This is a genomic window from Halomonas sp. ALS9, assembly GCF_001651035.1.
Lineage (GTDB): Bacteria > Pseudomonadota > Gammaproteobacteria > Pseudomonadales > Halomonadaceae > Vreelandella.
On sequence record NZ_LXRG01000163.1, the window covers coordinates 143,920 to 169,832 of the forward strand.

Genomic DNA, 25,913 nt, shown 5'->3' on the forward strand with positions numbered 1-25,913 from the left:
AGGGTTTGCTTTAGCAGCGTTATTGGTCATCGGGATACCACACATAATTCCAGGTTTCACTAATCGGTTCGCCGTTTAAGGTGAGCCTGAGGCGAACATCGCTAGGCTGGCCGCCGTCGGGCAGTCGGAAGCTAGCCCGCCAGCCATTGTCATCAGGTAACGCAGTGACCTGAGGCAGCAGTACCTCGCCATGTTGGGAGCTGATAGCCAACTCCACGGGCTGATCGGCGCTAATATCCGCTAACGCATCGCCCTGAAAATCGACGATAAATTGGCGTTGACCTTGCGAGGAGGAGTCCGCTTGCCCTGGCACACCTGCACTGCCATGGCGAGTGCGAATGACACGACCAATATGGTGCGTTTCTGGCTGGGTATTCAGCGTGTGGGTGAGGTAGTGCAATCGGCGGGATTCCCCAGCCTCCAGCGTATCGTCAGCGACCCAGTAGGCGACGATATTGTCGTGGGTCTCATCTGGGGTCGGAATCTCGACAAGCTCCACGTGACCCGGGCCCCACTCATCCAGCGGTACAACCCATTGGCTGGGACGGCGATGGTACTGGGCTTCGGTGTCCAAATAGCGGTTAAAGTCACGCTCCCGCTGCATCAACCCAAAACCTTGGGGGGAGTCGTCGATGAAAGCCGATGTGCGCAGGTGTGAGGGATTGCTTAGCGGACGCCAGATCCACTCATCGCTGCCGGTGTGCATCAGCAGGCCGTCGGAGTCGTGCACTTGGGGGCGAAAGTCGTCTGGCCGCTGGCGGCTGGCCTCACCGTAAGTGAACATGCTGGTGAGTGGCGCGACACCTAGTTTGGCAATATCTTCACGGGCAAAGAGTTCGGCTTCGACCTCTACCTGGGTGTTTTCACCAGGTTGGATGATAAACCGGTAGGCACCACTGACCGAGGGGCTGTCCATTAGCGCCAATAGCTCGATTTGTTTGGCATCAGCGTCGGGTTTATATAGCCAAAACTCACGAAAGGCCGGGAACTCTTCGCCATCGGGGGAGGCGGTATCGATCGCCAGTCCTCGGGTGGAGAGTCCGTAAGCCTGGTCACGTCCCACTATGCGGAAGTAGCTGGCACCCAGAAATACCGCAAACTCATCGGCGTATTCATCGCTATTAAGCGGGTAGTGGAGGCGAAACCCAGCGTGGTCGCTGCCGGTTAAGTCTTGCTCTTTGAGCGTTGCGGCATTGCCATCGTAGGAGTAGTCCTCTGCTGAAAAAGGCAACGGTGTTACCGTGTCACTGTCGATAACGTTCAAGGTAACCGGGGTTTGAAACAGAAAGCCGCTATGAAATAGCTGCAAGCTAAAGGGGCTTTCGTCCTTCCAGTAGGCGTGTTCGGGGTCGAAGCGGATTTGCCGGTAAGTATCGTAGTCAAGCTCCCGTAACACCTCAGGCAGTGATTGGTCTGGGGCTTGATAAGCCTCTTCAGCTAGCTGTTGGGCGCGTTCAATAACCGCGCTGAAATGTTGATCGTCTTCGGCAAACGCCGGTAAGGCTAGCGTACAGCTGAGTAAAACGATCCATTGTTTAGTTCGCCATTGATTAATTCGCCATTTATCTGCTCGCAATTCATGAGCTCGCCACTTACCATCCGGCCATCTAGCAACCTGCCTCATATCAACATAGCTACAACGCATAAGCGAAATCCTTTCCGGTGAAGACCTGTAACACCCATGGCCAAGCAAAGCGTGAAATCTTTACACAATAACTATACGATAAAACATTACAGTACATGATTGTTGTGTTTTTCAGCAGCCTTATTCCTTGCTCTCTTGTCTTGCGACTGGGTACAGCTCTGCTTTGGGACTAACGGGTATATTTTTGAAACTGTACGCTATAGCAGGCACACATGAGGGTGCAATGAGTCGATTATTATTAACGCTGCTAATGCTGAATTTCTTACTCATCGTGCCACTTTGGTGGCGCTTTGGCGATATCAGTACGCACCTGCTCGCTTGGGAGGCGCTGATTATCACGCCACTCATGCTATTGCTTCCCGCTGGAAAAACGCGCCGCATCGTGGCGATTGGGCTGGTCAGTTGGGTGATGCTGGCAACCGCCGCTAATCTTGGCACTGCTGCCACCCAGATGGCCTTTGCCCGGCCACTTAATCTCTATCTTGACGTACCTTTGCTGCGCTCAATTTATCACCTATTAGTAGGTAATGTAGGCCAACTGTTGGCAGTTTGCGCAATGCTGGTAGGAGCGGCCATGCTAATCGCCATTACCCTGGGGCTAGCGCGCCTGCTGCTTCCACCGGTCGCTTACTCGATCAAACGGCTGCCTGGAGCGGCCGCCTTAACGCTGCTGGTCATTGCCATCAGCTGCGCGGCGCTTGAACTCAATGGGGTGCGGCTGGTCGATAGCGCGCGCTTGCCGATGGTGAACACTACGCGCTTTCAGTGGCAGCAAATGACCGATACCCACGCTGCGCGCCTCGCCTTTACCGCTCAGCTGGAAGCTGCGCCGCTGGAAGCCCAGCCGCTGCCGGGGCTCAAAGACCGTAATGTACTACTCACCTTTATTGAATCCTACGGTATCTCGGCGCTGGATAATCCACGTTATTCCGACGTTCTGCTGCCTACGCTAGCTGAGATACAACAGCGGCTGGATGAGCGCGACCTCCATGTGGTTTCTGGTATGTTGGCAGCGCCTATTCGCGGTGGGCAGTCCTGGCTGGCTCACGCGACGGCCCTCAGTGGCCGATGGATCGACAATCAGCTCTGGTATCGGTTGATGCTCGACAGCGGTCACTCCACTTTGATCGATGATTTTCGTGCAACCGGTCAGCGCACCCTGAGTGTGATGCCAGCGATTACCCTGGCTTGGCCGGAAGGGGAAGCCTACGGCTTTGATGACATTGCCGCAGCGAAGGATATCGATTACGCCGGGCCGGCACTGAACTGGGTCACCATGCCCGATCAGTTCACCCTCGATTACACCCAGCGTTACTTGCTGGGCGAGACGCCGGTGTTTGCCCAGTTGGCACTGATCTCCAGCCATGCCCCCTGGACGCCGATCCTACCGGTGCTGGATGATTGGTCATCAATCGGCGATGGGCGTATTTTTGCTCCCTGGGAAGACGCCGGCGACCCACCAGAAGTACTGTGGCAGGACATTGAGCGTATTCGCGACCACTATGCATGGTCGGTTGACTATGCTGTGAAAGTCACTGGCCGCTGGGCCGAGCGCGTAGTGGATGACAATACCCTACTGATTGTGCTGGGTGACCATCAGGCCGCGCCGTTGATTACCGGCGACGATGCCAGCGCGGCGGTTCCGGTGCATATCATCAGCGGCGATCCTGCGCTATTGGCACCTTTTATAAAGCGAGGCTTTGTTGCCGGTACCCTGCCTACACTCGATATGGCGAGCAATGCGCCGAGGATGAGCCAACTTCGCCACTGGTTGCAGGCTGATTTTGGTGGCTCAGAACTACAAGTAGACACTCGCTCTGATACAAGGACGGCACCATGATTCAACCGATAATATTGAGCGGTGGCAGCGGCACAAGGCTCTGGCCGCTCTCCCGAGAGCAAATGCCGAAACAGTTTTTGCGCTTAACCTCGTCGAACAGCCTGCTTCAACAAACGCTAATCCGCCTAAAGGGGCTCAACACCGCTACACCAATGCTGATGGGTCACCATAGCCACCGCTTTTTGATGGCTGAACAGCTGCGCGAACTGGATCAAACCGCTACCGTGGTGCTTGAGCCTGAAGGCCGCAATACCGCCCCGGCGATTGCCTGTGCGGCACTGTTGGCACGTCACGCTAACGATGACCCGCTGCTGCTAGTGCTCCCGGCTGATCATGCGATTGGTGATGTACAGGCGTTCCAGCACAGTGTTTCACTGGCCGTCCCGTTAGCCGAAGCAGGTTACCTCGTTACCTTTGGCGTTGTACCCATACAGCCTGAAACGGGTTACGGCTATATTGCCTGCGGCGAGCCGCTAGAAGGTGGTCACCGTCTTGCAGCTTTTATTGAAAAACCGGACGCCAAGCGTGCTGCAGCGTTAGTCGAAAGCGGCGACTACCTGTGGAACAGCGGTATGTTTCTGCTGCGTGCCTCCAGTTATCTAGGCCAGCTAAAGCGATTACAGCCAAAGATGTTTGAGGCATGCGTGGAGGCGGTTGAGGGAGCGCACCGGGACTTGGATTTTCTACGCTTAGGCGAAGCGGCATTTAGACGCTGCCCGGCTGACTCCATTGATTACGCGGTGATGGAGCACTGTGATCGCGCAGCTGTGGTGCCTTTGGCAGCCGATTGGAGTGATATCGGCAGTTTCGATGCGCTATGGGCAACCGTTAGGCCTGATGCTGCGGGCAATGCCACCAAAGGCGATACCTGGCTGACCAACACACAGGATTCGTTGGTGTTTGGCGAGCATCGTCTGGTAGCCACACTGGGTGTGGATAATCTGATTGTCGTGGAGACATCGGATTGCGTACTGGTGGCCCACCGTAATCAGGCGCAACAGGTAAAGCAGCTGGTGACATCGCTTATCCGGGCGGGGCGCAAGGAACCATGTACAGCGGCCCAGGTACAGCGCCCCTGGGGCAGTTTTCAGGCGATGGACAGTGGCGAGCGTTATCAGGTCAAACGTATTACTGTAAAGCCTGGCGGGCGTTTATCGCTGCAGCGCCACCATCACCGGGCTGAACACTGGATCGTGGTGAGAGGAACCGCGCAGGTAACGCTAGAAGACCGTCGCTTTTTGGTAACTGAAAACCAGTCTACCTATATTCCCATTGGGGCACTACATCGGCTGGAAAACACCGGCAAAATCCCCCTTGAACTGATCGAGGTGCAGTCGGGTAGTTATCTGGGCGAAGACGATATTGAGCGTCTAGATGATGTTTACGACCGTGATAGCTATGAGTGAAGGGCGTGGAGCACGCGGCTTACCAAAGCCAACTGGCAGGACGTGCCGGTGTTAGCCCTTTGCGAACATTGATCCAGCCGAGCAGGCAGCGTACCCCTAACCATACCGCTAGCAATGGCCAGAGTAGGGTGCCCACTATGACAATGCTGAGCAGAAAGGCGATGCAGGCATACAGTGTGCCAATCCAGAAAGTGCGGATTAGGTAACGATAGTGCTGCTGCAGCCAGGGGGCGGCTTCTTTACGATAAACATAAGCGATGATGACGCCAATCAGCAAGGTGATATTGGCGGTGACGATGCCCGCCAGGTAAAGCGCGTAAATAATCTGCGGCGGGCGTGTTTCATCGCCAGCTAGGTCGTTTTGCATAATCAGTAAGCTCTTGTTAATAAATACGATAGTCTCGGAAATTGACGAGCTTCTGCTGCTCCTGCACCACTTTGCGGTAACGTTTGTATTCCCATTGATACTGTGCCGGTTCCAAGGCAATCGCATCTTCGACGCTAGCATTTACACCGGTGGCAGACTGCACATCATCGTCGCTATAAACACGCTCGTCGGCCTCCAAAAAATGGATTTCAAAGCCTTTGCCAGGGAGCCGTAGCGCGACGCCTGTGACCACCCGAGCCTGAGTTCGGGCGACCAATTTCGGTAGCAGGGTGGCGGTGTAGGCCTCGCGGCCAAAGAACGGCGCAAAAACGCCACTGCCCCAGTCGGGTTCCTGGTCAGGGAGTATACCAATTGCTTCACTGCGTTTAAGCGCTTTCAGCAGTGCCGCTACCCCGCGCGGATTGGTAGGCACAAGATTTGCCCCCATGCGTTCGCGACCATGACGAATGACCGGGTCGAGGGCGGTGATTTTGGGTGGCTCGTACATCGCAGTAAAAGGGAAATGGCTCGATAGCCAGAAGTTAAGCACCTCCCAGTTGCCGAAGTGTGGGGCAAGCACAATCACGCCGCGGCCATCACTGCGGGCGCTATCGAGCTTGTCGCGGCCATATACCGCTAGAATGCTGGCTTCTACTTTATGAGGTTCTGCCATCCAGGCGTGGCCCAGCTCTAACATCGTGGCCGTTGAGTGGCGCAAGCTGTGCTGGGCAAGGGACTTACGTTCTAAAACAGAGAGGCGAGGGTAAACAACGTTTAGGTTGCGCTCAGTCACCTGGCGCTCACGCTTATTAAAGCGGTAAACCAGGGGGCCGAGTGCCGAAGCAACGCGCCATAGGCGCGTAAGCGGCCAGCGTGAAAGCTGGCGCCACAGCCAACTGATCGCGCTAGCTTTGGAAAAGTGCCTACCGTTTTGGGCCCCCTGTGATGCCATCGTTAAATCAACCAGGTATCTACGTTAGAGGGCGCGCGTTTCTCTTGCAGCCCTTTAAATCCTTTAACGCAGCGGATAATAAACCATATACCTAGCGCCACAAAAAGTGGGAAACCAATCACTGCAAAGAGCAACATCGTACAAATAGTGCCATATACCAAACCTATCCAAAACGTACGAATCTGATAGCGGTAATGCTCGTCCAACCACACAGGGCCATTGCCCTTATAGACATAGGCGATAACCACACCAATAATCGACGTAACGCCAAGCAGAAAACTAGCCAGATAGAGCGCATAGATGACCATTGCCATGGTGGTGTCGGGCTGCGTTTGTTGCTCTTCGCGAACGACGTTGCCTTTAAGTGGGGAATCAGTTTCGTTATCAAGCATAATGTTTCCTTTCGATAAATATGTATAAGTGCTGTGGCGGCTGATAATGCCTAGATCATTTCAGTGAGCGCTGTTTGAGCGCGGTATATAATACCTTGATTCATTAGACTTAACATTAACGCGAAGTGGGGCGGCAGATCTCTAGCAAGTTGCCGTCCGGGTCGCGCAGGTAGATCGATTCGATCGGCCCATTGGCGCCTTGGCGGGCAACAGGGCCCAGCTCTACGTCAATCGCCAGCGCATCCAAGTGCTGCTTGAACTCATCTAGCGGCAGTTGGCAACGCAAGCATAAATCCAAGCTGCCAGGCGTGGGCGTTGCTGAAATGGGGGCAATGTCGGTATCGGTTTGATGCAGGCGTAGCGCCGTATCGCCGAGCATTAAATCGACCCGTTGAGCATCGCGATAGCGGACGTCTAAGCCAAGCACTCGTGAATAAAAATCGACTGCGCGACCCATGTCGGTCACGGTAACAACAAGATGATCCAGACCTGATAGCATGCCACCTTCCTTAATACCTAACGATAAGCCAGAGAATACGATGATGCGTCGCTGTCCGCTATGCGCGGAATCCACTACTGCGCTCTACCACCGGGATCGTCGTCGTGACTACTACCAGTGTGCCACGTGCGAGCTGGTATTTGTGCCCCCCGAGCAGCATCTGAGCGCCGCTGCAGAAAAGGCCGAATACGATAAACACCAAAACTCGCCGCATGATACGGGATACCGACGCTTTTTAGGGCGTTTATTTACCCCGCTGTTAGCGAAGCTATCCGCTAACGCCCGGGGGCTCGATTTTGGCTCCGGGCCTGGGCCGACGCTGTCGGTGATGTTCGAAGAGCAAGGCTTCCCGATGGCCATCTACGACCCTTTTTATGCCCCTGATGCCTCGGTTCTCACCCAGACGTTTGATTTTATCACCGCCACAGAAGTGGTTGAGCACTTGTCGCAGCCTGGCCAAGTGCTTGCTCAATTAGTCGCTCAACTGGCACCAGGCGGCTATCTGGGGCTGATGACCAAGCGAGTCGCTTCGCCAGAAGCGTTTGCCCGCTGGCACTATATTAGCGATCCCACGCATATCAGCTTTTTTAGTGAGGAGACCTTTCGTTGGTGGGCACAAAAGAATAGTTTAGTAGTGGAATTTCCTGGGCCCGATACCGTTATTCTATACAAAACGCTAACGTGAATAATTGTAACGTTAGAAAAGCATTGACTTTGCTCGCTTGAGGGCAATAATTGCGCGCCGCTATCCCTGCCTAACTCGATGTGCCAGGTGAGATAACGGTTCCTGTGAACACGTTTATCAGCGTTTTCACGCCTGTTTTCAGCCCCTGTTTTTCACCACTTTTAGGCAAGACGAGGTTTTCATGTCGCGGCAACTGCTAGCCATGGCGCTGGCGCCCCTTTTAGGGCTCTTCATTCTCGGGATTGGCAATGGTTTTCTCGCCACCTTAATTACCGTGCGCTTGGATGCCGCCGGTGAGTCGGCCACGGTCATCGGTATCGTATCGTCGGCTTACTTTATCGGCTTAGCCCTAGGCGCGTTGGTGAATGACCGTTTGCTGCTGCGAATTGGCCATATTCGCGCCTATGGCAGTTTTGCCTCATTAGTGGCCGTCACGGTGCTGCTACAAGGCTTGTTCTTCGACCCCTGGGCCTGGTTTGTACTGCGCCTAATTGGCGGCTGGGCCACGGTTGGGGTTTATCTGGTCATCGAGAGCTGGCTGCTTACGTCAGGTGACCAGAAAGTTCGTGGCCGCCTACTGGCGTTATATATGATTTCACTGTACGCCGCCGGTGTGTTGGGCCAACTGCTGCTGGGCGTTACCAATGCCATGGGTGTAACCGCACCCTTTATGGTAATTGGCCTGCTGGCCTCGCTCTCTGTACTGCCCATGGCGATGATCCCCCGCGTATCGCCAATTATAGAACACGCCGAGCCGCTTCCTCCGCATCGTCTGATTACTCTGACGCCTACTGGCGTGATGGGCAGCTTAGGTTCTGGCATGGTAGTAGCCGCGGCGTACTCACTGTTGCCGCTTTATCTTCAGCGTATTGGCATGACGGTCAGTCAAGTGGGCCAGATGATGGCGGTGGTGATTCTGGGTGCCATGCTACTGCAGTACCCGATTGGCCGCTGGTCGGATCGCCATGATCGACAGATGGTACTGATCGGTATTAGCGGTTTCTGCGTGCTGATCTCGGCGGCGATGCTCTGGTTGCCGCTGTCGACGCCAATGCTGGCGGTGCTACTGTTCTTACTTGGCGGTGGGGTATTTGCGCTCTACCCGGTGGCGGTGAGTCACGCGGCCGATCGCGCTCCCGCAGGGGCGCTTGTGCGCATGAGCCAAGGCTTGCTGCTGATCAACTCGATTGGCGCCACCATCAGCCCGCTAATGATTTCCCCGGTGATGACCGTGATGGGTGATGCGGGTCTGTTCTGGGCCTTCGGCTCACTCAGTCTCTTCTTCTTAATGTTCTTCTCCTGGCGGCGTAGCGTACGTCCAGCACCGGTACCCGTGGCACCGTTTACGCCGACTACGCCAATGACAGCGGCAGGTGCTGAGCTGGTGGTGACAGAAGAGCTGATGCAAGGGGCGCTAGAGCATGAGCATTTAGAAGATTTATCCGATGCCGTGTGGGACGTTGAAGCTGCCGAGCCAGTTGTCGGGCCTCCTGCGCAAGATGAAAGCCACATCGCTTACTATGATGATTTGGATCAAGCTGGTGAGCGAAAATAAAACTGAGAGGAGACGTTATCGGTAGCGGGTGATACCTTGGGCTAATGGTGTACGTGAGAGAGTATTACTACTATCTAGGGCATGCTTTCAAACAATCGTTTAATTTTTCAGCCCGAGGTTCGCCATGAATGTTTACGCCGCACCGGTACGCGATTTGCGCTTTGTGCTCGAAGAGCTGCTAGCGCACCGTTCGCTCAGCCTGCCGGGCTTTGAAGAAGCCACACCCGATTTAGTTGAGGCGGTACTTGAAGAGGCCGCAAAACTGTCCGGTGACGTCTGGGGGCCGCTCAATAAGAGTGGTGATCAGCAGGGGGCCAAGCGCCACACCGATGGTCGCGTGTCTACCCCGGAAGGCTTCGCGGCGGCTTACCAGGCTTATGTCGAGGGTGGCTGGAACGGTATTGGCGTCTCTGAGGCGTTGGGTGGCCAGAACCTGCCTGAAGTCGTCGCCAGCGCAGTGCAGGAGATGCTTCACGGCGCCAATATGGCGCTAGGTCTCTGCCCTATGCTGACCGCCGGGGCCATCGAGGCGCTGGCCCATCACGGCAGCGATGAATTAAAAGCGACTTACTTGCCCAAACTGGTGGAAGGCTCCTGGACGGGCACCATGAACCTTACCGAATCCCAAGCGGGGTCGGACCTCTCCCAAGTGCGCACCCGCGCCGTGCCTGAAAACGATCATTACCGCATTAGCGGCCAGAAGATCTATATTACCTGGGGCGAGCACGACGCCGCCGAAAACATTATCCACCTGGTGCTGGCCCGCAAGCCCGACGCGCCTGAGGGTAACAAAGGCATTTCGCTGTTTCTGGTGCCCAAGTTTCTGGTTAACGACGACGGCTCGCTGGGCGAGCGTAACGATGTCACCTGCGCGTCTATTGAGCACAAGTTAGGCATTCACGGCTCGCCCACCTGTACCCTGAGCTTTGGCGAAAACGGTGGTGCGATCGGCTACTTGGTCGGCGAAGAGGGGCGTGGTCTTAACCATATGTTCACCATGATGAACGAGGCGCGTCATAAAGTCGGCATTCAGGGCATTGGCGTTGCCGAGCGCGCCTGTCAGCACGCCTTTGCCTACGCCTTGGAGCGTACCCAAGGCCGTTCCCCTAAAGCACGCGGCGGTGAGAATTGCACAATTAGCGATCACTTGGACGTGCGCCGTATGCTGCTCTCCATGCGTTCGCGTACCGATGCGCTGCGCGCCCTGGCGCTCTACTGTGCCGCCGAACTGGATACCGCCCGCCACGCCGAAAGTGGTGATGCCCGCCATGCCGCTCAGGCTCGCGCTGATATTTTGATTCCGGTGATCAAAAGCTTCTCCACCGATCAAGCGGTGGATATCGCCTCCATGGGCATTCAGGTACATGGTGGCATGGGCTACGTGGAAGAGACCGGTGCCGCCCAGTTATTGCGTGATGCGCGTATTGCGCCGATTTACGAAGGCACCAACGGTATTCAGGCGCTGGATTTGGCAGGCCGCAAGCTTCAGCGTGACAGCGGTGAAGCGCTCTCCATGCTCTTAAAAGATGTGGCCGCGACGGTGGAGCAGCTTAACGCCGAGCCTACCTTGGCAGCATTGGGCAGCGGCTTGGCCGCAGGCCTAGAAGATCTAAAAGCCGCTCAGGCGATCGTGCTTGAGCAAGGCAGTGATCCTGAAAACGGCGCAGATGCGGTGCAGGCCTACGCTACGCCGTTTCTCACATTGGCAGGCCACGTGCTGTGTGCATGGCAAATGGGTCAGGCGGCGCTTAGTGCCCAGGCCGCCCTTAACAACGGCAGCGATGATCCCTTCTATACTGCGAAGATACGCAGCGCCGAATTTGCGATTACTCAATGGCTGCCGGTAGGTCGCGCCCAGCGTGCGGTGATTGAGGCGGGTATGCAGTGTTTAAGCGACTTTGAGGTTCACTGACGCGAATGTTTTCAGTCAGCACCGCCGCCCTTTGAGGCGGCGGTGCTGTTTCTAGGCGATCAAAACAACTATTTAAAACGAACGCTTTTAATAACACCGACGTCAACAATACGCTTAATAATAAGACCAGGAGCTAATTATGACCTCCATATTTGAGCAAGGCTTGCCCAAAACCGTCGCGAACCACGTGGCGCTTTCACCGCTGACCTTTATCGAGCGCTCGGCATCGATCTACCCTGACTATCCTGCGATAGTGCATGGCGGCACGCGGCGCAGCTGGAATGACACCTGGACGCGCTGCCGCCAGCTTGCCTCTGCGCTCGAAAAGCGGGGGATTCAGCCGGGCCAGACCGTAGCAGCGATGCTGCCTAATATTCCAGCGATGTTTGAAGCGCACTTCGGCGTGCCGCTGGCTGGCTGCGTATTAAACACGCTGAATATTCGCCTGGATGCCGAGGCGATCAGCTATATGCTGGAGCACGGCGAGGCCAAAGCCATTCTGGTCGATCCCGAGTTTGCCGACGTCATCCAGCAAGCCGTTGCCAAGCTTGAGCACAAGCCGCTGATTATCGATGTCGCTGACGTAGAGTTTCTCGGCGACACCCAGGGCATTGGCGAGATCGAGTACGAAGCGCTGCTTGAAGAGGGTGACGCGGAGTTTGCCTACCAACTGCCTGCCGATGAGTGGAATGCGATCTCGCTTAACTACACCTCAGGTACCACCGGCAAGCCCAAAGGCGTGGTTTATCACCACCGCGGTGCTTATCTCAACGCGGTGAGTAACATTATGGAGTGGGCGATGCCCCACCATCCCATCTACCTGTGGACGCTGCCGATGTTCCACTGCAACGGCTGGTGCTTTCCCTGGACGATTGCCGCCAACGCCGGGGTGAACGTCTGCCTACGCCGGGTCGACCCCAAAAAGATCATGCAGTTGATTGCCGATGAAAAGGTCACCCACTTTAGCGGGGCGCCGATTATTCTTAATGGGTTGGTGAATCTGCCCGCTGAAGATAAACGTGAGTTCGATCACCCGGTGAAAGTCACTACTGCCGGTGCCGCGCCGCCTGCCTCGGTGATTGCTGGTGTCGAAAAGCTGGGTATTGAAGTGACTCATGTGTATGGCCTGACTGAAGTGTATGGGCCGGTGACCGTGTGTGCCTGGCGCGAAGCCTGGGATGAGCTGCCGCTGGAAGCCAGGGCCAAGATCAAAGCCCGCCAGGGCGTGCGCTACCATATGCTCGAAGCATTGTGCGTAGCCGACCCGCTTACCCTGGAGCCGGTGCCCAAAGACGGCCAAACCATCGGCGAGATACTAATGCGCGGCAACAACGTCATGAAGGGCTATTTGAAGAACGCCGAAGCGACCGAGCAGGCCTTAGAAGGCGGCTGGTACCACACCGGTGATCTTGCTGTATGGCACCCGGATGGCTATATCGAGATTAAAGACCGCTCCAAGGACATCATTATTTCCGGCGGTGAGAATATCTCAACCATCGAAGTGGAAGATGCTATTTACGGCCATCCTGCGGTCGAAGAGGCGGCGGTCGTGGCCAAGCCCGACGAGAAGTGGGGCGAAACGCCTTGTGCCTTTGTGAAGCTTAAAGTCGGTTATGGTGAAGTGACTGAGGCCGATATTATCGCCCACTGCCGCGAACATCTGGCGGGCTACAAAGTCCCTAAAACAGTCATTTTTAGCGAGTTGCCGAAAACCTCAACGGGCAAGATCCAAAAGTTCGTCCTGCGCGAAGAAGCTAAGAATCATTGATAATGCATTTTAAGGAGCGGGTGTATGAGCGACAAAACGATTGGTGTAGTAGGAGCGGGCACAATGGGGCAGGGGATTGCCCAGGTAGCGGTGGCGAGTGGCTTCACCGTTAGGCTTTACGATGTGGCAGAGCAGCAGCTTAGTCGCGCTGAGGCAAATATTGATAAAGGGTTGAGTAAGCTGGTAGCGAAAGAAAAAATCAGTGATGCGGATAAAGACGCTGCCTTGGCGCGCCTTTCGACGACCACGACGCTAGATGCTTTGAGTGATTGTGCGGTAATTATTGAAGCTGCTCCGGAACAGCCTGAACTGAAAGAGAAGTTGTTCCGCGACCTAAGCCGTTTAAGCAGCGAGGCCATCTTGGCTTCCAATACATCATCGCTGTCATTAACTCGCTTAGCGGCCGTCTGCGAACGCCCTGAGCGCGTAGTGGGTATGCATTTTTTCAACCCGGTACCAGTGCTCAAACTGGTGGAGGTGATTCGTGCGGAACAAACGTCAAATGAAACCGTTGAGCGCATTGAACAGCTCGCTATCGCGTTAGGCAAAACCGCCGTGCCGGTGGGCGATGCGCCAGGTTTCGCGGTGAACCGCCTGCTGGTGCCGATGATCAACGAGGCTGCGTTTATTGTTCAAGAGGGCACCGCGACGCCGGAGGCAGTCGATGACGCCATGAAGCTAGGCGCCGCCCACCCCATGGGGCCGTTGGCGTTGGCAGATTTAATCGGCCTGGATGTTTGTCTAGCGATTATGGAAGTGCTTCAGGAAGGCTTTGGCGATCCCAAGTATCGCCCCTGCCCACTGCTCAAGCGCATGGTGGCCGCGGGCTATCTGGGGCGTAAAAGCGGACGGGGGTTTTATCACTACGATTAGCTTGCACTAACGTGAAGAGCGCGGCATAAATAAGTCATTGCCACTCAACCAAGCGTTCGCTAGGGTTGGGTGGTACTCACTTTACTATTCCATAACAAATCAAATAAGGAGTCCGCCATGAGCGAAGCAGTGATCGAGAAGGTTGATAACGATGGAGTGGTGCGACTGACCATCAATCGTCCTAAAGCGCTGAATGCCCTAAACAGCGATGTACTCTCCGCGCTGGAAGCACACCTAGTAGAGCTTGAAGCTCATCCGAACCTGCGTGCCGTGCTGATTACTGGTGCGGGCGAGAAGTCCTTTGTAGCGGGCGCCGATATCACCGAAATGCGTGAAAAAACGCCCGAAGAGGCGCGCGCCTTTGCCAGCCAAGCGCTGCGCACCATTAAACGCCTAGAGACACTACCCGTGCCGGTGGTCGCGCTGGTGAACGGGTTTTGCCTTGGCGGCGGCTGCGAACTGGCACTGGCCTGCGACTGGGCTGTAGCCAGTGACAACGCGGTGTTTGGTCAACCAGAAGTGCTGCTGGGGGTCATCCCCGGCTTTGGCGGTACCCAACGTCTGCCACGCCGCGTTGGCCCTGCTATGGCGATTGATCTGGTCACCACCGGGCGCAAAATTGATGCCCAAGAGGCGCTACGTATCGGCCTGGTGAACCGGGTAATGCCGCAAGCGGAGCTAGAAAACTACGTTGAAGAGTTAACCAAGCAGCTCAAGGGCAACGGCCCGCAGTCGGTGCGCGGAGCTAAGCAGGCGGTTCACGACGGGTTGGATCAAGACCTTGATAGCGCACTGGCGCTGGAAACCAGTCTGTTCGCCTTATGCTTTGCCGGTGAAGAGCAGAAAGAGGGCATGGCAGCGTTTGTCGAGAAGCGTAAAGCCAACTTCTGAAGCCATTTTCTAAAGCCAATTTCTTAAAACAGGCTTCTAAGCCTTACTTCGTTCCAGTTTTACTTATTTAGGGGGTGGCGCTTGCGTCACCCCCGTTTTATGCTCAAAGGCTTCTTACTACGAATCTCTTCGGAGTCGCCACGATGCAATGGGCTGCATTTATCCTCGCCGCGCTTGGTTTTGCCTACTTACCTGGACCTGCGATGCTGTATACCGCAGCGCAAACCCTGGGGCGTGGCCGACGAGCAGGGTGGTTAGCGGTCATGGGGGTGCATATGGGCTGCTATGTCCATGTGATAGCAGCCGCGCTGGGCTTGGCACTGCTGTTTGCGGCGATCCCGCCTGCTTATATCGCCATGAAAATTATCGGCGGGCTTTACTTGCTCTGGATGGGGCTACGGCTATGGCAGCAGGGCATCCGCGCCCATGGCGATGAGGTTCCGCTGGCCACCACTAAACGCGTGCTGCGCGATAGTTTTCTGGTGGAGGTGCTTAACCCTAAAACCGCACTCTTTTTCGTTGCCTTTTTGCCCCAATTTGTGCAGCCCGAGAGCGCGATGCCGGTGGCATGGCAGTTGCTCTGGCTGGGGATTGCCACCAATGTGCTATTTTCCTCTGCGGATGTGGTGGTGGTGCTACTGGCGAGTCCCTTACGTAAATGGTTACAAAAATCCCACGGCTCTTCCCGCCTGATTCAGCGCATTGGCGGTGGCGTATTAATGGGACTGGGCGGTAACACGTTGGCTCAAGCGGCGCGATAAGGATGCCTGCCCAAATCAGCTAATTCTGTATCTTCTTATAAGGAGCGCTGCATGTTTGATCTGTATATTGCCAACAAGAATTACTCGTCCTGGTCTCTGCGCCCTTGGGTGCTGATGAAGGCGCTGGAGATTCCGTTTAAAGAACATCTAATGCCCTTTGAAGGGGGCACTGGTGCAAGCCATGATACCTTTATTCGTTTTTCTCCCTCGGGCTTAGTGCCCTGCTTGGTAGATGTGGCAGGCGCAGGTGAGCTGGCCGTGTGGGACTCCCTGGCGATTGTCGAGTATCTGGCCGAGCAACACGCCAACGTTTGGCCAAGTGATAAGACTGCCCGTGCCTGGGCACGCTCAGCCACTGCCGAAATGCACAGCGGTTTCGGTACGCTGCGCGACGAGTGTCCGATGAATTGCGGTATGCGGGTGGCATTGAACAGCTTATCGACCAAACTTAAAACGGATGTGGCTCGCTTGGATGCACTATGGCAGCAGGGACTTGAACGTTTTGGCGGGCCTTTTTTAGCCGGCGAGCGCTTCACTGCGGTCGATGCCTTTTATGCCCCTGTTGCGTTTCGCGTACAAACATTCAACTTACCGCTCAGTGACGCTTCCCAAGCGTATGTTGAACACTTATTAGCGCTACCTGCCATGCAAGCGTGGTATCAAGCCGCGCTTGAGGAACCATGGCGCGAGTCCATGCATGAAGCTGATACGCTGAAAAATGGCAAAGCAACGGCGGATTACCGCCAACCTTAACCTACTTGGCAAATCCACCATAGATACCCTGCATCGGGTACACTGACGCAAATTTCGTTTGGAAACGTTCATGGCTCTTAGCGCAACGCCCTACAAAGTTGATATTAACCTGACCGATCTGGATCGCGGGGTGTATGAAACGCTTCGTTTCACCGTGGCTCGCCACCCATCAGAGACCGAAGAGCGCATGACCGCGCGCTTACTGGCTTATGTGCTGTGGTATAGCGAAACGCTGGCCTTCGGGCGTGGGCTTTCCGATGTAGACGAACCGGCACTGTGGGAGAAAAGCCTGGATGGGCGTTTGCTGCACTGGATTGAAGTAGGTCTGCCAGATGCCGAGCGCATCACCTGGTGCTCACGGCGGGCTGAACGCGTCTCGCTGCTTGCCTACGGACGGGTCGATATGTGGGAAAGCAAAGTACTGCCCAATGTGGCATCGCTGAAAAATGTCCATGTGGCAGGGTTACCCCAGGAGGCGCTCGCGACCATTGCTAAAGACCTGCCAAGGGCGATTAATTGGGCGGTAATGATCAGCGAAGGGTCGCTATTTATTACCGATGAAAACGGCCAACATGAAATTACCCCGCAGTGGCTGCTACGTGACAGATAGTGGTTTAACTTGATCATTAGCCTACAAACTTTCGTCTAGTCGACTACGCTATAAATCTAAGCAATCAACACCATAAGGGTGGCCTATGAGCCATCCTTAATTTTTAGTATCTCAGCCTTTTTGTGTAGAAGTTTGCAAAAGTATGCTTGCTATCTTTTTGCACAATTACATACAATCAACAATGTTTGTTGATGCTCATCAAAAAGCAGCCTCCAAAAACGCTCCCTAGAAAAATCTCAAGGAACGAGTCATGAAAGCAATTACCCCTATACGATGGCAACTACTCCCGCTGGTGGCTGTAGTAAGCCTGCTGTCTACGCTGGCGCAGGCCAACGACAGTGTCCTCTCGATTAAGCACGCAAATGATGGGATGGCCAGCAGTGACGATGGTCACTTTACCAGCGGTTTTGAGCTTAATTGGGCGTTTGAACCTGAAGCGCAAAACTGGACACAGCGCTTGGCAACTACTTTGCCTGACAGCATTATCGGCAGCGCAGATATGGCCGCTTTTCGGCTGGTACATCAGATTTATACGCCCAACAATATTGAGCAGCGTGGGTTGATTGAAGACGATCGCCCCTATGCAGGGATTGTTTACGGGGGTATGTCGCTCTACGAAGATGTGCCGATGGGACACTGGCGCCAAGCAACTGATCTGCACCTGGATATTGGGTTGGTAGGGCCGTCGTCACTTGCCGATAGTATTCAACGCGAAGTGCATCGCATCACCGAAAGTGACCGACCCAACGGGTGGAATAATCAGCTTGGCGATGAAGCGATCGTCAACGTCGCGATGCGGCGCCAGTGGTGGCATAGCTCCCCATTGATCGGCAAACAGTTTGCCCATGGCCCTAGCGTCAGCGCTGCTTTGGGCAACCTCTACACCTACGCAAGCGCTGGGTATAGCGTTCGCTGGGGCGATGAGGCGCCAGGCATACCTACGCTGACACCCAACCCCGGTAGCCGCTACCATATGGCCGCTAAAGAAGGCTGGCAGTGGTACCTGTTTGCCAGTGTAGAGGGCTACTATATGGCGCAGAACCTAACGCTTGATGGCAATACATTTAGAAATAGCCACTCGGTTGACCGTAAAGAGTGGGTAGGTGACGTCTCCGCGGGACTGGCGCTGGCCTGGGAAGATTGGCAGGTCACTTACGCCGTAGTGCAGCGCTCACGCGAATTTGATGGGCAAGAAGAGCAGGATAAGTTTGGCTCTATCGCGCTATCCAAGCGCTTCTAACGCCTTAACGGTAGCGAACGCCCAACTAGTTCCTAGGCAGAGTGGCGGGATTCAATACCCTCCTAGCGTATACAACAGACTCAGGGCTGCTAGCCTAAGCAGAGGAGTGTGATGTTCATATACCAATCGGCGTTTAGGAGAAAGGCTCAATGGAACTGGTTTTTTTCAATAGCTGGGGCAGTTTATTACGCATTGTGATTGTTGGGCTACTGGCATACGCAATGCTCGTTCTTTTTCTGCGCCTGTCAGGCAATCGAACGCTTTCGAAAATGAATGCCTTCGACTTAATCGTTACGGTCGCACTGGGTTCCACGCTAGCAACTGTATTGTTATCTAAAGATGTTGCCTTGGTGGATGGAGCGGTTGCTTTAGCACTGCTGATCTCTCTTCAGTTTGCGATTACGTGGACAAGCGTTCGATTTCTTTGGGTTCGTCGATTCGTCACTGGCGAACCGCTGATGTTGCTCTATCAGGGGGAGTTTCTATTAACGTCTTTGCGTCAAGCGCGGGTAACCCAAGACGAAGTTCTCTCGGCCATTCGCAGTAGTGGGCTGAGTGACGTGACCGCAGTAGAAGCGGTGGTGTTAGAAACCGATGGTTCGTTAAGTGTCGTCAAGCGTCAGGCAGAGAGCCGTCATTCGAGCCTAGAGGGCGTTCGTGTGGAGCATCGTTCAGACCCTTAAATAATCCGCCATTCGCGTTTGAGGTCGGCGGTGTTACTCTATGCTGCTTTCCACGCATGCTAAGGGCAATTTGTGAAAATCAAAGCGGATCTCTCTATTCTAGATATTATTGGCCATCTGATCATTTGGGTGGTATTGAGCATTATTACCTTGGGTATAGCGCTATTTTTCTTCCCCTACTCATTTTCACGGTTTGTTATTAACCGTACCTCGGTCGTTGACACTGCTGGCGTAGAGCGAAAAATGATTTGCGATATAAATCTGTTCAGCAATATCGGCCATATCATTCTATGGATGCTGATTTCGCTGGTTACCTTTGGTTTAGGGTATATTTTCTACTTCTATCGGGTTTGGAACTACGCTTTGAATAACTCGCGCTTTGAATAACTCGCGCTTTGAATAATTCGCGCTTTGAATAATTCGCGCGTTGAATAACTCACGGGTTGAATAGCGTTTAAGCGTGCAAACCTGTATTTAGCATGCCTTAGGGCCTACGTTGAGAGATCAAGCGTAGGCCCTTTTTTGATGGCTATTTACTCAGATCACTCACTATCAGTTAGTTTGTCCTGCGTTTTGAGCTCGAAGTCGCTGGCGTCATGACGCTCGTGCAACTGCTCATGAGGTTCGCCAAAGCTGCGGTTGACCATGCGGCCGCGTTTAACGGCGGGGCGTTCGTCAATCTCTTCGGTCCAACGCAGAACGTTCTTGTAGGTGTGTGCCTCTAGGAATTCGGCTGCTTCATAGACGCGATTTTTCACCAGCGCGCCGTACCAGGGGTGAATCGCCATATCGGCAATGGTGTACTCATCCCCCGCCATAAAGCGGTTTTCCGCCAAGTGGCGGTCAAGTACATCAAGCTGGCGCTTTACTTCCATGGTGTAGCGGTCAATCGGGTACTGGTATTTCTCCGGCGCGTAGGCGTAAAAATGGCCAAAGCCACCGCCTAGCATCGGGGCGCTGCCCATTTGCCAGAACAGCCAGGAGAGGCACTCGGTACGTTTCACCGGGTCGCTGGGTAAGAAAGCGTTAAACTTTTCAGCCAAGTAAAGCAGGATAGCGCCGGACTCAAACACCCGTTGAGGTGGATGAGTAGAGTGATCCATGAGTGCGGGGATTTTGGAGTTGGGGTTCACCTCGACAAAGCCGCTGCTGAACTGATCGCCTTCGCCAATTTGAATCAGGTAAGCGTCGTACTCGGCGCCTGTTACACCTCTTTCCAGCAGCTCTTCCAGCATCACGGTGACCTTGACGCCGTTAGGCGTGGCAAGGGAGTAAAGCTGCAGCGGGTGTTTACCCACCGGCAGTGCTTTTTCATGGGTCGGGCCGGCAATGGGGCGATTGATATTGGCAAATTTACCGCCGTTGCCCGGTTCCCATTGCCAAACCTTCGGGGGCGTATAGGTGTTGTCGCTCATGCGTATCCTCGCTATAAATAGGTTATCGATGATGTGGTGGCTCATATCATAGGCGGATAGTTGTTAGCCTGATAATAAAGTAGTCCATTTTCCCTAAATGAGGTGGCGGATGCGTGTAATTGGTGTGCTAGGCGGTATGAGCTGGGAGTCGACCCAGGGCTATTACCGGGCGTTAAACGAGGGCGTCAAAGCAACGCTAGGCGGTTTTCATTCAGCTAAAATCGCGATGATTAGCGTCGACTTTGCCGAAATCGAGGCACTGCAGCAACAGGGTGACTGGAACGCGGCCGGGGATCTGCTGGCCAGTGCCGCCCAAAGCGTTGAGCGCGCGGGTGCCGACTGCCTGCTGATTGCCACTAATACGATGCATAAGGTCGCGCCCGCTGTCGCCAAGGCTATCACGATTCCATTGCTACATATTGCCGATGCCACTGCCGAGCAGTTACAGACCGACGGCATTACTCGCGTCGGGCTATTGGGTACGCGCTTTACCATGGAGCAGGACTTTTATATCGGCCGCTTAGAAGAGCAGTTTGGTATTGAGGTCGTCGTGCCGGATCAGCCTGAGCGCGATGTCGTTAATCAGATTATTTACCAGGAACTCTGCCAGGGCCGAATCGAAGATGACTCGCGGCAGCGCTATTTGGCCATCATTGATTCACTGCATGCCCAAGGCGCTCAGGCGGTAATTTTAGGCTGTACCGAAATCGCCATGCTGGTGAGCCAGCGCGATACCCCGGTGCCGCTTTACGACACCACCGCTCTGCATGCGCAGAAAGCGGTGGCGTGGGCGCTAAGTGATTAATCTAGCTAACAGCTTAGACCAATGTCAGAGTGACGTTGATATTGCCACGGGTAGCGTTGGAGTAGGGGCAGACCACATGGGCTTTATCAACCAACTGCTGGGCAACGTCTTGCTCAAGGCCGGGCAGGCTGATTTTTAGCTCAACTTCGATACCAAAGCCTGTCGGAATGGCGCCGATACCCACATGTCCATCAATTTTCGTATCCTGGGGAAGTGTTACTTTTTCCTGGCTCGCCACGTGCTTTAGTGCGCCTAAAAAGCAGGCTGAGTAGCCTGCGGCAAAGAGTTGCTCAGGATTGGTGCCATCACCGCCTGCACCGCCCAGCTCTTTAGGCGTGCTGAGCTTGACATTCAGCGCGCCGTCGGATGATTTGGCCTGTCCTTCACGGCCGCCGGTAGCGGTGGCGTGAGCACGATAAACAACGTTCTCAATAGTCGTCGTAGACATTCTGTATCTCCTGTTAACGTTAATAATTATGATCCTACGCTTTTAATTTAGCGCAGCTTTATTTTGCGCGCAATATAAATTGCAAATAAATCTACTGCCTTTCACCAGAAAGCGAATGGCTACTGGTTTTTTTGCAGGCTATCGCGTAGCTGCACCAAATCCTCTTTCAACGTGGTCAGTGCCTCAATCGACTGCTCGCTGGCATGCACTACACAGCTAGGAATATGGTACGCCTGTTCGCGCAATGCTTTGCCTTTGTCGGTGAGATAAAGCTCAACCACACGTTCGTCTTCATGGCTGCGTTTGCGGTTTAACAACTGATCGGCTTCAAGACGCTTTAGCAGCGGCGTCAGTGAGCCAGGATCAGTTAGTAGACGCTTACTCATAGTGCCAACTGTGATGCCATCGTTTTGCCACAATACCAACATGGCAAGGTATTGCGGGTAAGTAAGCCCCAGCTCTTTGAGCAGGGGCTTATAAACTTTGGTCATCATCAACGAGGTTGAATAGAGCGCAAAGCAAAGCTGGTGATCAAGCTCTAATTCGCTACAAGATGGTTGCACAAGTATGGGTTCCAATCCGAAATACGTAGCCTAATGTAGCGCGGGAAGCAGTAAGTGGCTATCCCTAGACGTTGGTCGTAAGTTGGCAGTTTTGTTTTGACACGCCCAGGGGAGGTGGCTAGCCTTCGCCTACTGAATGTTACCGGTAACAAGTTGCCGGTCTTTAAGTTCTCTATAACAGCAGTTCGCTACAAACAACAATTCGCTACAAACAATGAGTATTTGGAGATAACGCTATGACCACTATTTGGCGCAACACACTGACCTTCGTTGGCGCGACCACGCTGACATTGGGTATGGCTCATGCTCAGAGCCCTGAGCTCTCTGATCCGCCTGAGATCCAAGGCGAGGTCGTTGGTGATCATGGTTCGCATACTTTGCGCATGGGTATTGGCCTTGCGGAAAGTTCGCCTCAATTCCTCTCCAGCAAATACTTTGGTGAGATTCTGGAACAGCGCACCGACGGTCGTATCAAGGTTAACGTTTTTCCTAACAGCCAGTTAGGTGACGATGTGCAGATGCTGGAAATGCTGCAAACCGGCACGCTGGACATGACCTATCCGTCTAGCTCCGCTACCACGGGTTACGTTGAAGAGCTCGCCGCCTTTGACCTGCCTTTCCTGCTGCCTAGTCGTGAAGCCGCCGTAGCCGTTATGCAGAGCGATGTGGCTCAGGGCATGCTGGACGCCTTTGAAGGTACCGGCCTGAAGGCGCTCGCCTTCTCTGAAAATGGCTATCGTCAGCTTTCTAACAGCGCACGCCCGGTGGCTAGCCCTGACGACGTTGCCGGACTTGATGTGCGTGGTTTAAGCGTACGCACGATGGAAAACCCGGTGCACTTGGCAATTTGGGAAGCGTTAGGTGCCAACCCAACGCCAATGGCGTTTGGTGAATTGTTCTCTGCCATGGAGCAGGGCGTTGTTGATGGCCAGGAAAACCCTTGGAGCACCATCCTGACCTCTAATTTTAACGAAGTACAGGATTACGGCACTGAGACGCGTCACGTCTATACTCCTTTTATCATGATGCTTTCTGAGCGTACCTGGGATCGTATGGCGCCAGAGTATCAAGCACTTGTGCAGGAGGCCGCGCGCCAGTCCGCAGAGTACGAAATTCAGCTCTCTGCTGAATACGATGATTGGTCTCGCGACCAGCTAGCCGAGCGGGGTATGGACATTACCCGCCTGGACGAAGAGCAACTAGCCGCGTTCCAAGACGCCGTTCAACCGGTATACGAAGAGTGGGCGCCGCGCATTGGTGAAGATTTGATCGCCGAGATTCAAAAGATAGTTGAAGAGAGCAGCAACTAAACCTTACGTTTAGCGCACGACTGGGGGCAGGCCACATAGGCCTGCCCGACGCGTCAGTGCCCTTGGAGCTCCTATGTCACTCTCCTCTACACCCCCCAGCTCATCTCCTTCTAGCCCCACGCCGATAGAAGATCCATCGGTGTATCTGGACGACCCCAACCGCAAACTGCTGGAAATTGATACCGATACCCGCCAAGGCCCAGCGTTGTTTCGCTGGCTGACGTTAGGCATGGAGTATCTGATCGGCGCTATTTTAGTGGCGTTGATTGTGTCAGTTTCCTGCAATGTTGTGGGGCGTGCGCTATTTAATTACTCGCTGCCCTGGGCAGATGAGCTAGCGCGTATGCTGTTTATATGGCTGGTGTTTATCGGCGCTGCTGCAGCTTTTACGCGCTACGAGCATATTGCCGTTGACGCCCTGGTGCGGCGTCTGCCGCTGCGTTGGGCGCATATGCTATATCTGCTGCAGCATTTGATTATTACCGGCTTGATGGTGGTAATGATTTGGGGCGGCTACCAAGTGCTGTCGCGTTCAAGTGGGCGCTCAGCGATTATGGGCGTGCCGCTGAGTTTTATCAGCCTTTCGCTGGTGCTGTGCGTTATCTTTATTGCGGCGGTTTCGATATGGCGGATGTGGGTCAGCCTGAACGTTATTCGCCACCCTGAGCGGGAGCGCTAATCATGCTATGGATTTTTCTGGCTATTTTATTGGCCTCCATCATTATTGGGCTGCCGATTGCCTTTGGTTTAGGCGTGGCAGCGTTGGTGATGGCGGTACTCTCTGATATTCCACTGTCGATCATGATCGAACAGTCTATTCGTGGGGTGAACAGCTTTCCGCTGCTGGCGATTCCGTTCTTTATTTTAGTTGGCGAGGTGATGAGCAATGGCGGCATTGCGCGTCGTTTGATGGAACTGGCGGCCGCCTTGGTCGGCTTTATGCGCGGCGGGTTGGGACAGGTCGCGATTACCGGTTCGATGTTCTTTGGCGGTATCAGTGGCTCTGCAGTGGCTGATACGGCCGCCACCGGCGCGATGATGATTCCCTCAATGAAAGAGCAGGGCTACACGGCGGCCAATGCCACCGCGATTAATACCGTTTCGTCGGTGATCGGTATCATTATTCCGCCCTCCATTCCGCTGATTCTGTTCGGCATTGTCACTGAAACCTCCATTAGCCGCCTGTTTATCGCCGGTATTATCCCCGGCCTGTTGATTGGCTTTGCCCTCATGGTGACCACCTATATTCTTGCTAAAAAGGATGGTGGTGGCGTGCAACAGTTCCGCTGGGACCGTCTCTGGAGAGCCTTTAAAGATGCCTGGCTGGCGCTAGTGCTTCCAGTCATTGTGATTGGCGGTATTATTTTTGGCGTGTTTACCGCAACCGAAGCGGCCGTTGCGGCCCTGCTCTATGCGCTGGCTATTTCGCTAGTGGTCTATCGCGAATTCAAGCTTAAAGAGCTGATCGGTATGCTGATTCGCACTGCCCGATTGACCGGTATGGTGATGATGCTGCTGGCGTTCGCGACGGTGATTGCTTGGTTTCTTACCATCAATATGGTGCCGCAGACCCTGGTCAGTCAGGTACAGGCGATCACCCAGGATCCGTTTATGCTGCTGCTGATTGTGGCAACGTTGCTGCTTTTGGTGGGTTTCGTAATGGACTTGACCCCTGCGATGGTGATCATGGCGCCTATGCTTGCGCCCATCGTGACGTCGGTAGGGGTGGACGCGGCTTACTTCGGTGTTCTGATGGCATATGTATTAGGTATTGGGCTATTAACGCCGCCAGTGGGCACTTGCCTCTATGTGGGCTGCGGTGTGGGTAAAGTCTCCATGGAGTCGCTGGTCAAAGCTATGTTGCCTTACTATGTGGCGCTTTTGGTAGTGCTAGTGATCCTGATTGCTTTCCCCGGTATCGTCACTTGGCTGCCTGATCTCACTGCCGTACGCGGCAATTAATATAGGAGAGCCTCTGTGAAGAACCTCTCACAGCGTATTTTAGTGATGGGCGTATCTGGTTGTGGGAAGTCGCATATTGGTCAGCAGTTGGCGGATACCCTGGGCTCGACCTTTATTGACGGTGATGATCATCACTCACCGGCCAACGTGGCCAAAATGGCCAGCGGTACGCCGCTCAACGACGATGACCGGCGTGAGTGGCTGGATACCTTGGCGGCTCTGTTCGCCGAGTATCGAGCAAGAGAGACGTCCCTGGTGATTGCCTGCTCAGGGTTGAAAAAACGTTACCGTGATCGTCTGCGGCAAGGCGATCCAGCGCTGCATATCCTCTATTTGGAGGGCAGTCGGGAGCTACTGCTTGAACGGCTTGAAACCCGTGCAGGCCATTTCTTCAAAGGCGATACCATGTTGGCCAGTCAACTGGCCGACCTGGAGCCGCCCAGTGAAGAGGAGGCCTTCACTGCTTCGATCGCCTTATCGCCCCAAGAGATCGTTACCCAATTTGCTGCTACGCTGCCGGCGCCCAGCGGCTCACCCATTTAGAGGAAAATGCGCGAAAGAGATGTAAATGAAAGAAA

27 protein-coding genes are annotated in these 25,913 nt (G+C 54.4%); 19 read left to right on the top strand and 8 right to left on the bottom strand.

Annotated features, from left to right (window positions below):
- Window positions 1–19: 19 nt before the first annotated feature.
- A complete protein-coding gene (locus A6R74_RS11330) occupies window positions 20–1,645 on the bottom strand; it encodes a glucan biosynthesis protein (RefSeq protein WP_240488215.1) in 1,626 nt (541 codons plus the stop codon).
- Between the two features lie 223 nt (window positions 1,646–1,868).
- On the opposite strand from A6R74_RS11330, the gene A6R74_RS11335 reads away from it, so the two are divergent.
- Both A6R74_RS11335 and A6R74_RS11340 read left to right on the top strand, forming a co-directional pair.
- On the top strand, window positions 1,869–3,485 hold the full coding sequence (locus A6R74_RS11335; RefSeq protein WP_064234595.1) for a hypothetical protein: 1,617 nt from the start codon (window positions 1,869–1,871) through the stop codon (window positions 3,483–3,485).
- Window positions 3,482–4,891, top strand: coding sequence for a mannose-1-phosphate guanylyltransferase/mannose-6-phosphate isomerase (locus tag A6R74_RS11340; protein ID WP_064234596.1), 1,410 nt, complete (start codon window positions 3,482–3,484; stop codon window positions 4,889–4,891). The genes A6R74_RS11335 and A6R74_RS11340 overlap by 4 nt, the downstream gene beginning before the upstream one ends.
- Window positions 4,892–4,910: 19 nt before the next feature.
- Here the strand turns inward: A6R74_RS11340 and A6R74_RS11345 are convergent, their stop codons facing one another.
- The 4 genes from A6R74_RS11345 to A6R74_RS11360 form a co-directional block, all read right to left on the bottom strand.
- Window positions 4,911–5,261: a DUF4870 family protein gene (locus A6R74_RS11345; protein ID WP_064234664.1), complete on the bottom strand. Its 351-nt coding sequence runs from the start codon at window positions 5,259–5,261 to the stop codon at window positions 4,911–4,913.
- A 13-nt stretch (window positions 5,262–5,274) separates the two neighbouring features.
- Window positions 5,275–6,210, bottom strand: a complete 936-nt coding sequence (locus tag A6R74_RS11350; protein ID WP_064234597.1) for a lysophospholipid acyltransferase family protein — start codon at window positions 6,208–6,210, stop codon at window positions 5,275–5,277.
- 2 nt (window positions 6,211–6,212) lie between these two features.
- On the bottom strand, window positions 6,213–6,602 hold the full coding sequence (locus tag A6R74_RS11355) for a DUF4870 family protein (RefSeq protein ID WP_064234598.1): 390 nt from the start codon (window positions 6,600–6,602) through the stop codon (window positions 6,213–6,215).
- Between the two features lie 115 nt (window positions 6,603–6,717).
- On the bottom strand, window positions 6,718–7,101 hold the full coding sequence (locus A6R74_RS11360; protein ID WP_064234599.1) for a glyoxalase/bleomycin resistance/extradiol dioxygenase family protein: 384 nt from the start codon (window positions 7,099–7,101) through the stop codon (window positions 6,718–6,720).
- 40 nt (window positions 7,102–7,141) lie between these two features.
- Between A6R74_RS11360 and A6R74_RS11365 the strand changes: the two genes are divergently transcribed.
- The 12 genes from A6R74_RS11365 to A6R74_RS11420 all read left to right on the top strand — a co-directional run bounded on the left by A6R74_RS11365 (window position 7,142) and on the right by A6R74_RS11420 (window position 19,219).
- Window positions 7,142–7,786: a class I SAM-dependent methyltransferase gene (locus tag A6R74_RS11365; protein WP_064234600.1), complete on the top strand. Its 645-nt coding sequence runs from the start codon at window positions 7,142–7,144 to the stop codon at window positions 7,784–7,786.
- Between the two features lie 181 nt (window positions 7,787–7,967).
- Window positions 7,968–9,341, top strand: coding sequence for an MFS transporter (locus A6R74_RS11370; RefSeq protein WP_064234601.1), 1,374 nt, complete (start codon window positions 7,968–7,970; stop codon window positions 9,339–9,341).
- A gap of 124 nt (window positions 9,342–9,465) precedes the next feature.
- Window positions 9,466–11,253 carry an acyl-CoA dehydrogenase gene (locus A6R74_RS11375; RefSeq protein WP_064234602.1) on the top strand — a complete coding sequence of 596 codons (1,788 nt, stop codon included), beginning with the start codon at window positions 9,466–9,468 and terminating at the stop codon, window positions 11,251–11,253.
- Between the two features lie 139 nt (window positions 11,254–11,392).
- Window positions 11,393–13,021 carry an acyl-CoA synthetase gene (locus A6R74_RS11380; RefSeq protein WP_064234603.1) on the top strand — a complete coding sequence of 543 codons (1,629 nt, stop codon included), beginning with the start codon at window positions 11,393–11,395 and terminating at the stop codon, window positions 13,019–13,021.
- 24 nt (window positions 13,022–13,045) lie between these two features.
- Window positions 13,046–13,894 carry a 3-hydroxybutyryl-CoA dehydrogenase gene (locus tag A6R74_RS11385; RefSeq protein WP_064234604.1) on the top strand — a complete coding sequence of 283 codons (849 nt, stop codon included), beginning with the start codon at window positions 13,046–13,048 and terminating at the stop codon, window positions 13,892–13,894.
- Window positions 13,895–14,011: 117 nt separating this feature from the next.
- The gene (locus tag A6R74_RS11390; RefSeq protein WP_064234605.1) at window positions 14,012–14,785 is read left to right on the top strand and encodes an enoyl-CoA hydratase/isomerase family protein; all 774 of its coding nucleotides are present in this window, start codon (window positions 14,012–14,014) and stop codon (window positions 14,783–14,785) included.
- Between the two features lie 143 nt (window positions 14,786–14,928).
- Window positions 14,929–15,546, top strand: a complete 618-nt coding sequence (locus A6R74_RS11395; protein ID WP_064234606.1) for a LysE family translocator — start codon at window positions 14,929–14,931, stop codon at window positions 15,544–15,546.
- A 51-nt stretch (window positions 15,547–15,597) separates the two neighbouring features.
- Window positions 15,598–16,299 carry a glutathione S-transferase family protein gene (locus A6R74_RS11400; protein WP_064234607.1) on the top strand — a complete coding sequence of 234 codons (702 nt, stop codon included), beginning with the start codon at window positions 15,598–15,600 and terminating at the stop codon, window positions 16,297–16,299.
- A 70-nt stretch (window positions 16,300–16,369) separates the two neighbouring features.
- Complete coding sequence (locus A6R74_RS11405) at window positions 16,370–16,909, top strand: YaeQ family protein (protein ID WP_064234608.1); 540 nt, start codon at window positions 16,370–16,372, stop codon at window positions 16,907–16,909.
- 250 nt (window positions 16,910–17,159) lie between these two features.
- On the top strand, window positions 17,160–18,149 hold the full coding sequence (locus tag A6R74_RS11410; RefSeq protein ID WP_064234609.1) for a lipid A deacylase LpxR family protein: 990 nt from the start codon (window positions 17,160–17,162) through the stop codon (window positions 18,147–18,149).
- A 149-nt stretch (window positions 18,150–18,298) separates the two neighbouring features.
- Window positions 18,299–18,832: a DUF421 domain-containing protein gene (locus A6R74_RS11415; protein WP_064234610.1), complete on the top strand. Its 534-nt coding sequence runs from the start codon at window positions 18,299–18,301 to the stop codon at window positions 18,830–18,832.
- A gap of 72 nt (window positions 18,833–18,904) precedes the next feature.
- The gene (locus A6R74_RS11420) at window positions 18,905–19,219 is read left to right on the top strand and encodes a DUF6693 family protein (RefSeq protein ID WP_064234611.1); all 315 of its coding nucleotides are present in this window, start codon (window positions 18,905–18,907) and stop codon (window positions 19,217–19,219) included.
- A gap of 155 nt (window positions 19,220–19,374) precedes the next feature.
- On the opposite strand, the gene yghU is transcribed toward A6R74_RS11420, so the two are convergent.
- The gene (gene yghU / locus A6R74_RS11425) at window positions 19,375–20,247 is read right to left on the bottom strand and encodes a glutathione-dependent disulfide-bond oxidoreductase (protein WP_064234612.1); all 873 of its coding nucleotides are present in this window, start codon (window positions 20,245–20,247) and stop codon (window positions 19,375–19,377) included.
- Window positions 20,248–20,356: 109 nt separating this feature from the next.
- Here yghU and A6R74_RS11430 point away from each other — a divergent pair, with 109 nt between their 5' ends.
- Window positions 20,357–21,052 (top strand): aspartate/glutamate racemase family protein, encoded by a 696-nt coding sequence (locus tag A6R74_RS11430; protein ID WP_064234613.1) that lies wholly within the window; start codon window positions 20,357–20,359, stop codon window positions 21,050–21,052.
- A gap of 13 nt (window positions 21,053–21,065) precedes the next feature.
- Here the strand turns inward: A6R74_RS11430 and A6R74_RS11435 are convergent, their stop codons facing one another.
- On the bottom strand, window positions 21,066–21,500 hold the full coding sequence (locus A6R74_RS11435; RefSeq protein WP_064234614.1) for an organic hydroperoxide resistance protein: 435 nt from the start codon (window positions 21,498–21,500) through the stop codon (window positions 21,066–21,068).
- A 119-nt stretch (window positions 21,501–21,619) separates the two neighbouring features.
- Window positions 21,620–22,063 carry a MarR family winged helix-turn-helix transcriptional regulator gene (locus tag A6R74_RS11440; RefSeq protein WP_064234615.1) on the bottom strand — a complete coding sequence of 148 codons (444 nt, stop codon included), beginning with the start codon at window positions 22,061–22,063 and terminating at the stop codon, window positions 21,620–21,622.
- 236 nt (window positions 22,064–22,299) lie between these two features.
- On the opposite strand from A6R74_RS11440, the gene A6R74_RS11445 reads away from it, so the two are divergent.
- The 4 genes from A6R74_RS11445 to A6R74_RS11460 all read left to right on the top strand — a co-directional run bounded on the left by A6R74_RS11445 (window position 22,300) and on the right by A6R74_RS11460 (window position 25,878).
- The gene (locus tag A6R74_RS11445) at window positions 22,300–23,373 is read left to right on the top strand and encodes a TRAP transporter substrate-binding protein (protein ID WP_064234616.1); all 1,074 of its coding nucleotides are present in this window, start codon (window positions 22,300–22,302) and stop codon (window positions 23,371–23,373) included.
- A 73-nt stretch (window positions 23,374–23,446) separates the two neighbouring features.
- Entirely contained in the window at window positions 23,447–24,052 is a 606-nt protein-coding gene (locus tag A6R74_RS11450) for a TRAP transporter small permease (RefSeq protein ID WP_064234617.1), read from the top strand.
- Between the two features lie 2 nt (window positions 24,053–24,054).
- Window positions 24,055–25,335, top strand: a complete 1,281-nt coding sequence (locus tag A6R74_RS11455; protein WP_064234618.1) for a TRAP transporter large permease — start codon at window positions 24,055–24,057, stop codon at window positions 25,333–25,335.
- A 15-nt stretch (window positions 25,336–25,350) separates the two neighbouring features.
- On the top strand, window positions 25,351–25,878 hold the full coding sequence (locus A6R74_RS11460) for a gluconokinase (RefSeq protein WP_121499388.1): 528 nt from the start codon (window positions 25,351–25,353) through the stop codon (window positions 25,876–25,878).
- Window positions 25,879–25,913 lie beyond the last annotated feature (35 nt).

Bases quoted from the DNA above. Each gene is read 5' to 3' on its own strand.
- A6R74_RS11330 (WP_240488215.1), bottom strand. From the start codon at position 1,645: ATGCGTTGTAGCTATGTTGATATGAGGCAGGTTGCTAGATGGCCGGAT.
- A6R74_RS11335 (WP_064234595.1), top strand. From the start codon at position 1,869: ATGAGTCGATTATTATTAACGCTGCTAATGCTGAATTTCTTACTCATC.
- A6R74_RS11340 (WP_064234596.1), top strand. From the start codon at position 3,482: ATGATTCAACCGATAATATTGAGCGGTGGCAGCGGCACAAGGCTCTGG.
- A6R74_RS11350 (WP_064234597.1), bottom strand. From the start codon at position 6,210: ATGGCATCACAGGGGGCCCAAAACGGTAGGCACTTTTCCAAAGCTAGC.
- A6R74_RS11355 (WP_064234598.1), bottom strand. From the start codon at position 6,602: ATGCTTGATAACGAAACTGATTCCCCACTTAAAGGCAACGTCGTTCGC.
- A6R74_RS11360 (WP_064234599.1), bottom strand. From the start codon at position 7,101: ATGCTATCAGGTCTGGATCATCTTGTTGTTACCGTGACCGACATGGGT.
- A6R74_RS11365 (WP_064234600.1), top strand. From the start codon at position 7,142: ATGATGCGTCGCTGTCCGCTATGCGCGGAATCCACTACTGCGCTCTAC.
- A6R74_RS11370 (WP_064234601.1), top strand. From the start codon at position 7,968: ATGTCGCGGCAACTGCTAGCCATGGCGCTGGCGCCCCTTTTAGGGCTC.
- A6R74_RS11375 (WP_064234602.1), top strand. From the start codon at position 9,466: ATGAATGTTTACGCCGCACCGGTACGCGATTTGCGCTTTGTGCTCGAA.
- A6R74_RS11380 (WP_064234603.1), top strand. From the start codon at position 11,393: ATGACCTCCATATTTGAGCAAGGCTTGCCCAAAACCGTCGCGAACCAC.
- A6R74_RS11385 (WP_064234604.1), top strand. From the start codon at position 13,046: ATGAGCGACAAAACGATTGGTGTAGTAGGAGCGGGCACAATGGGGCAG.
- A6R74_RS11390 (WP_064234605.1), top strand. From the start codon at position 14,012: ATGAGCGAAGCAGTGATCGAGAAGGTTGATAACGATGGAGTGGTGCGA.
- A6R74_RS11395 (WP_064234606.1), top strand. From the start codon at position 14,929: ATGCAATGGGCTGCATTTATCCTCGCCGCGCTTGGTTTTGCCTACTTA.
- A6R74_RS11400 (WP_064234607.1), top strand. From the start codon at position 15,598: ATGTTTGATCTGTATATTGCCAACAAGAATTACTCGTCCTGGTCTCTG.
- A6R74_RS11405 (WP_064234608.1), top strand. From the start codon at position 16,370: ATGGCTCTTAGCGCAACGCCCTACAAAGTTGATATTAACCTGACCGAT.
- A6R74_RS11410 (WP_064234609.1), top strand. From the start codon at position 17,160: ATGAAAGCAATTACCCCTATACGATGGCAACTACTCCCGCTGGTGGCT.
- A6R74_RS11415 (WP_064234610.1), top strand. From the start codon at position 18,299: ATGGAACTGGTTTTTTTCAATAGCTGGGGCAGTTTATTACGCATTGTG.
- yghU (WP_064234612.1), bottom strand. From the start codon at position 20,247: ATGAGCGACAACACCTATACGCCCCCGAAGGTTTGGCAATGGGAACCG.
- A6R74_RS11430 (WP_064234613.1), top strand. From the start codon at position 20,357: ATGCGTGTAATTGGTGTGCTAGGCGGTATGAGCTGGGAGTCGACCCAG.
- A6R74_RS11435 (WP_064234614.1), bottom strand. From the start codon at position 21,500: ATGTCTACGACGACTATTGAGAACGTTGTTTATCGTGCTCACGCCACC.
- A6R74_RS11445 (WP_064234616.1), top strand. From the start codon at position 22,300: ATGACCACTATTTGGCGCAACACACTGACCTTCGTTGGCGCGACCACG.
- A6R74_RS11450 (WP_064234617.1), top strand. From the start codon at position 23,447: ATGTCACTCTCCTCTACACCCCCCAGCTCATCTCCTTCTAGCCCCACG.
- A6R74_RS11455 (WP_064234618.1), top strand. From the start codon at position 24,055: ATGCTATGGATTTTTCTGGCTATTTTATTGGCCTCCATCATTATTGGG.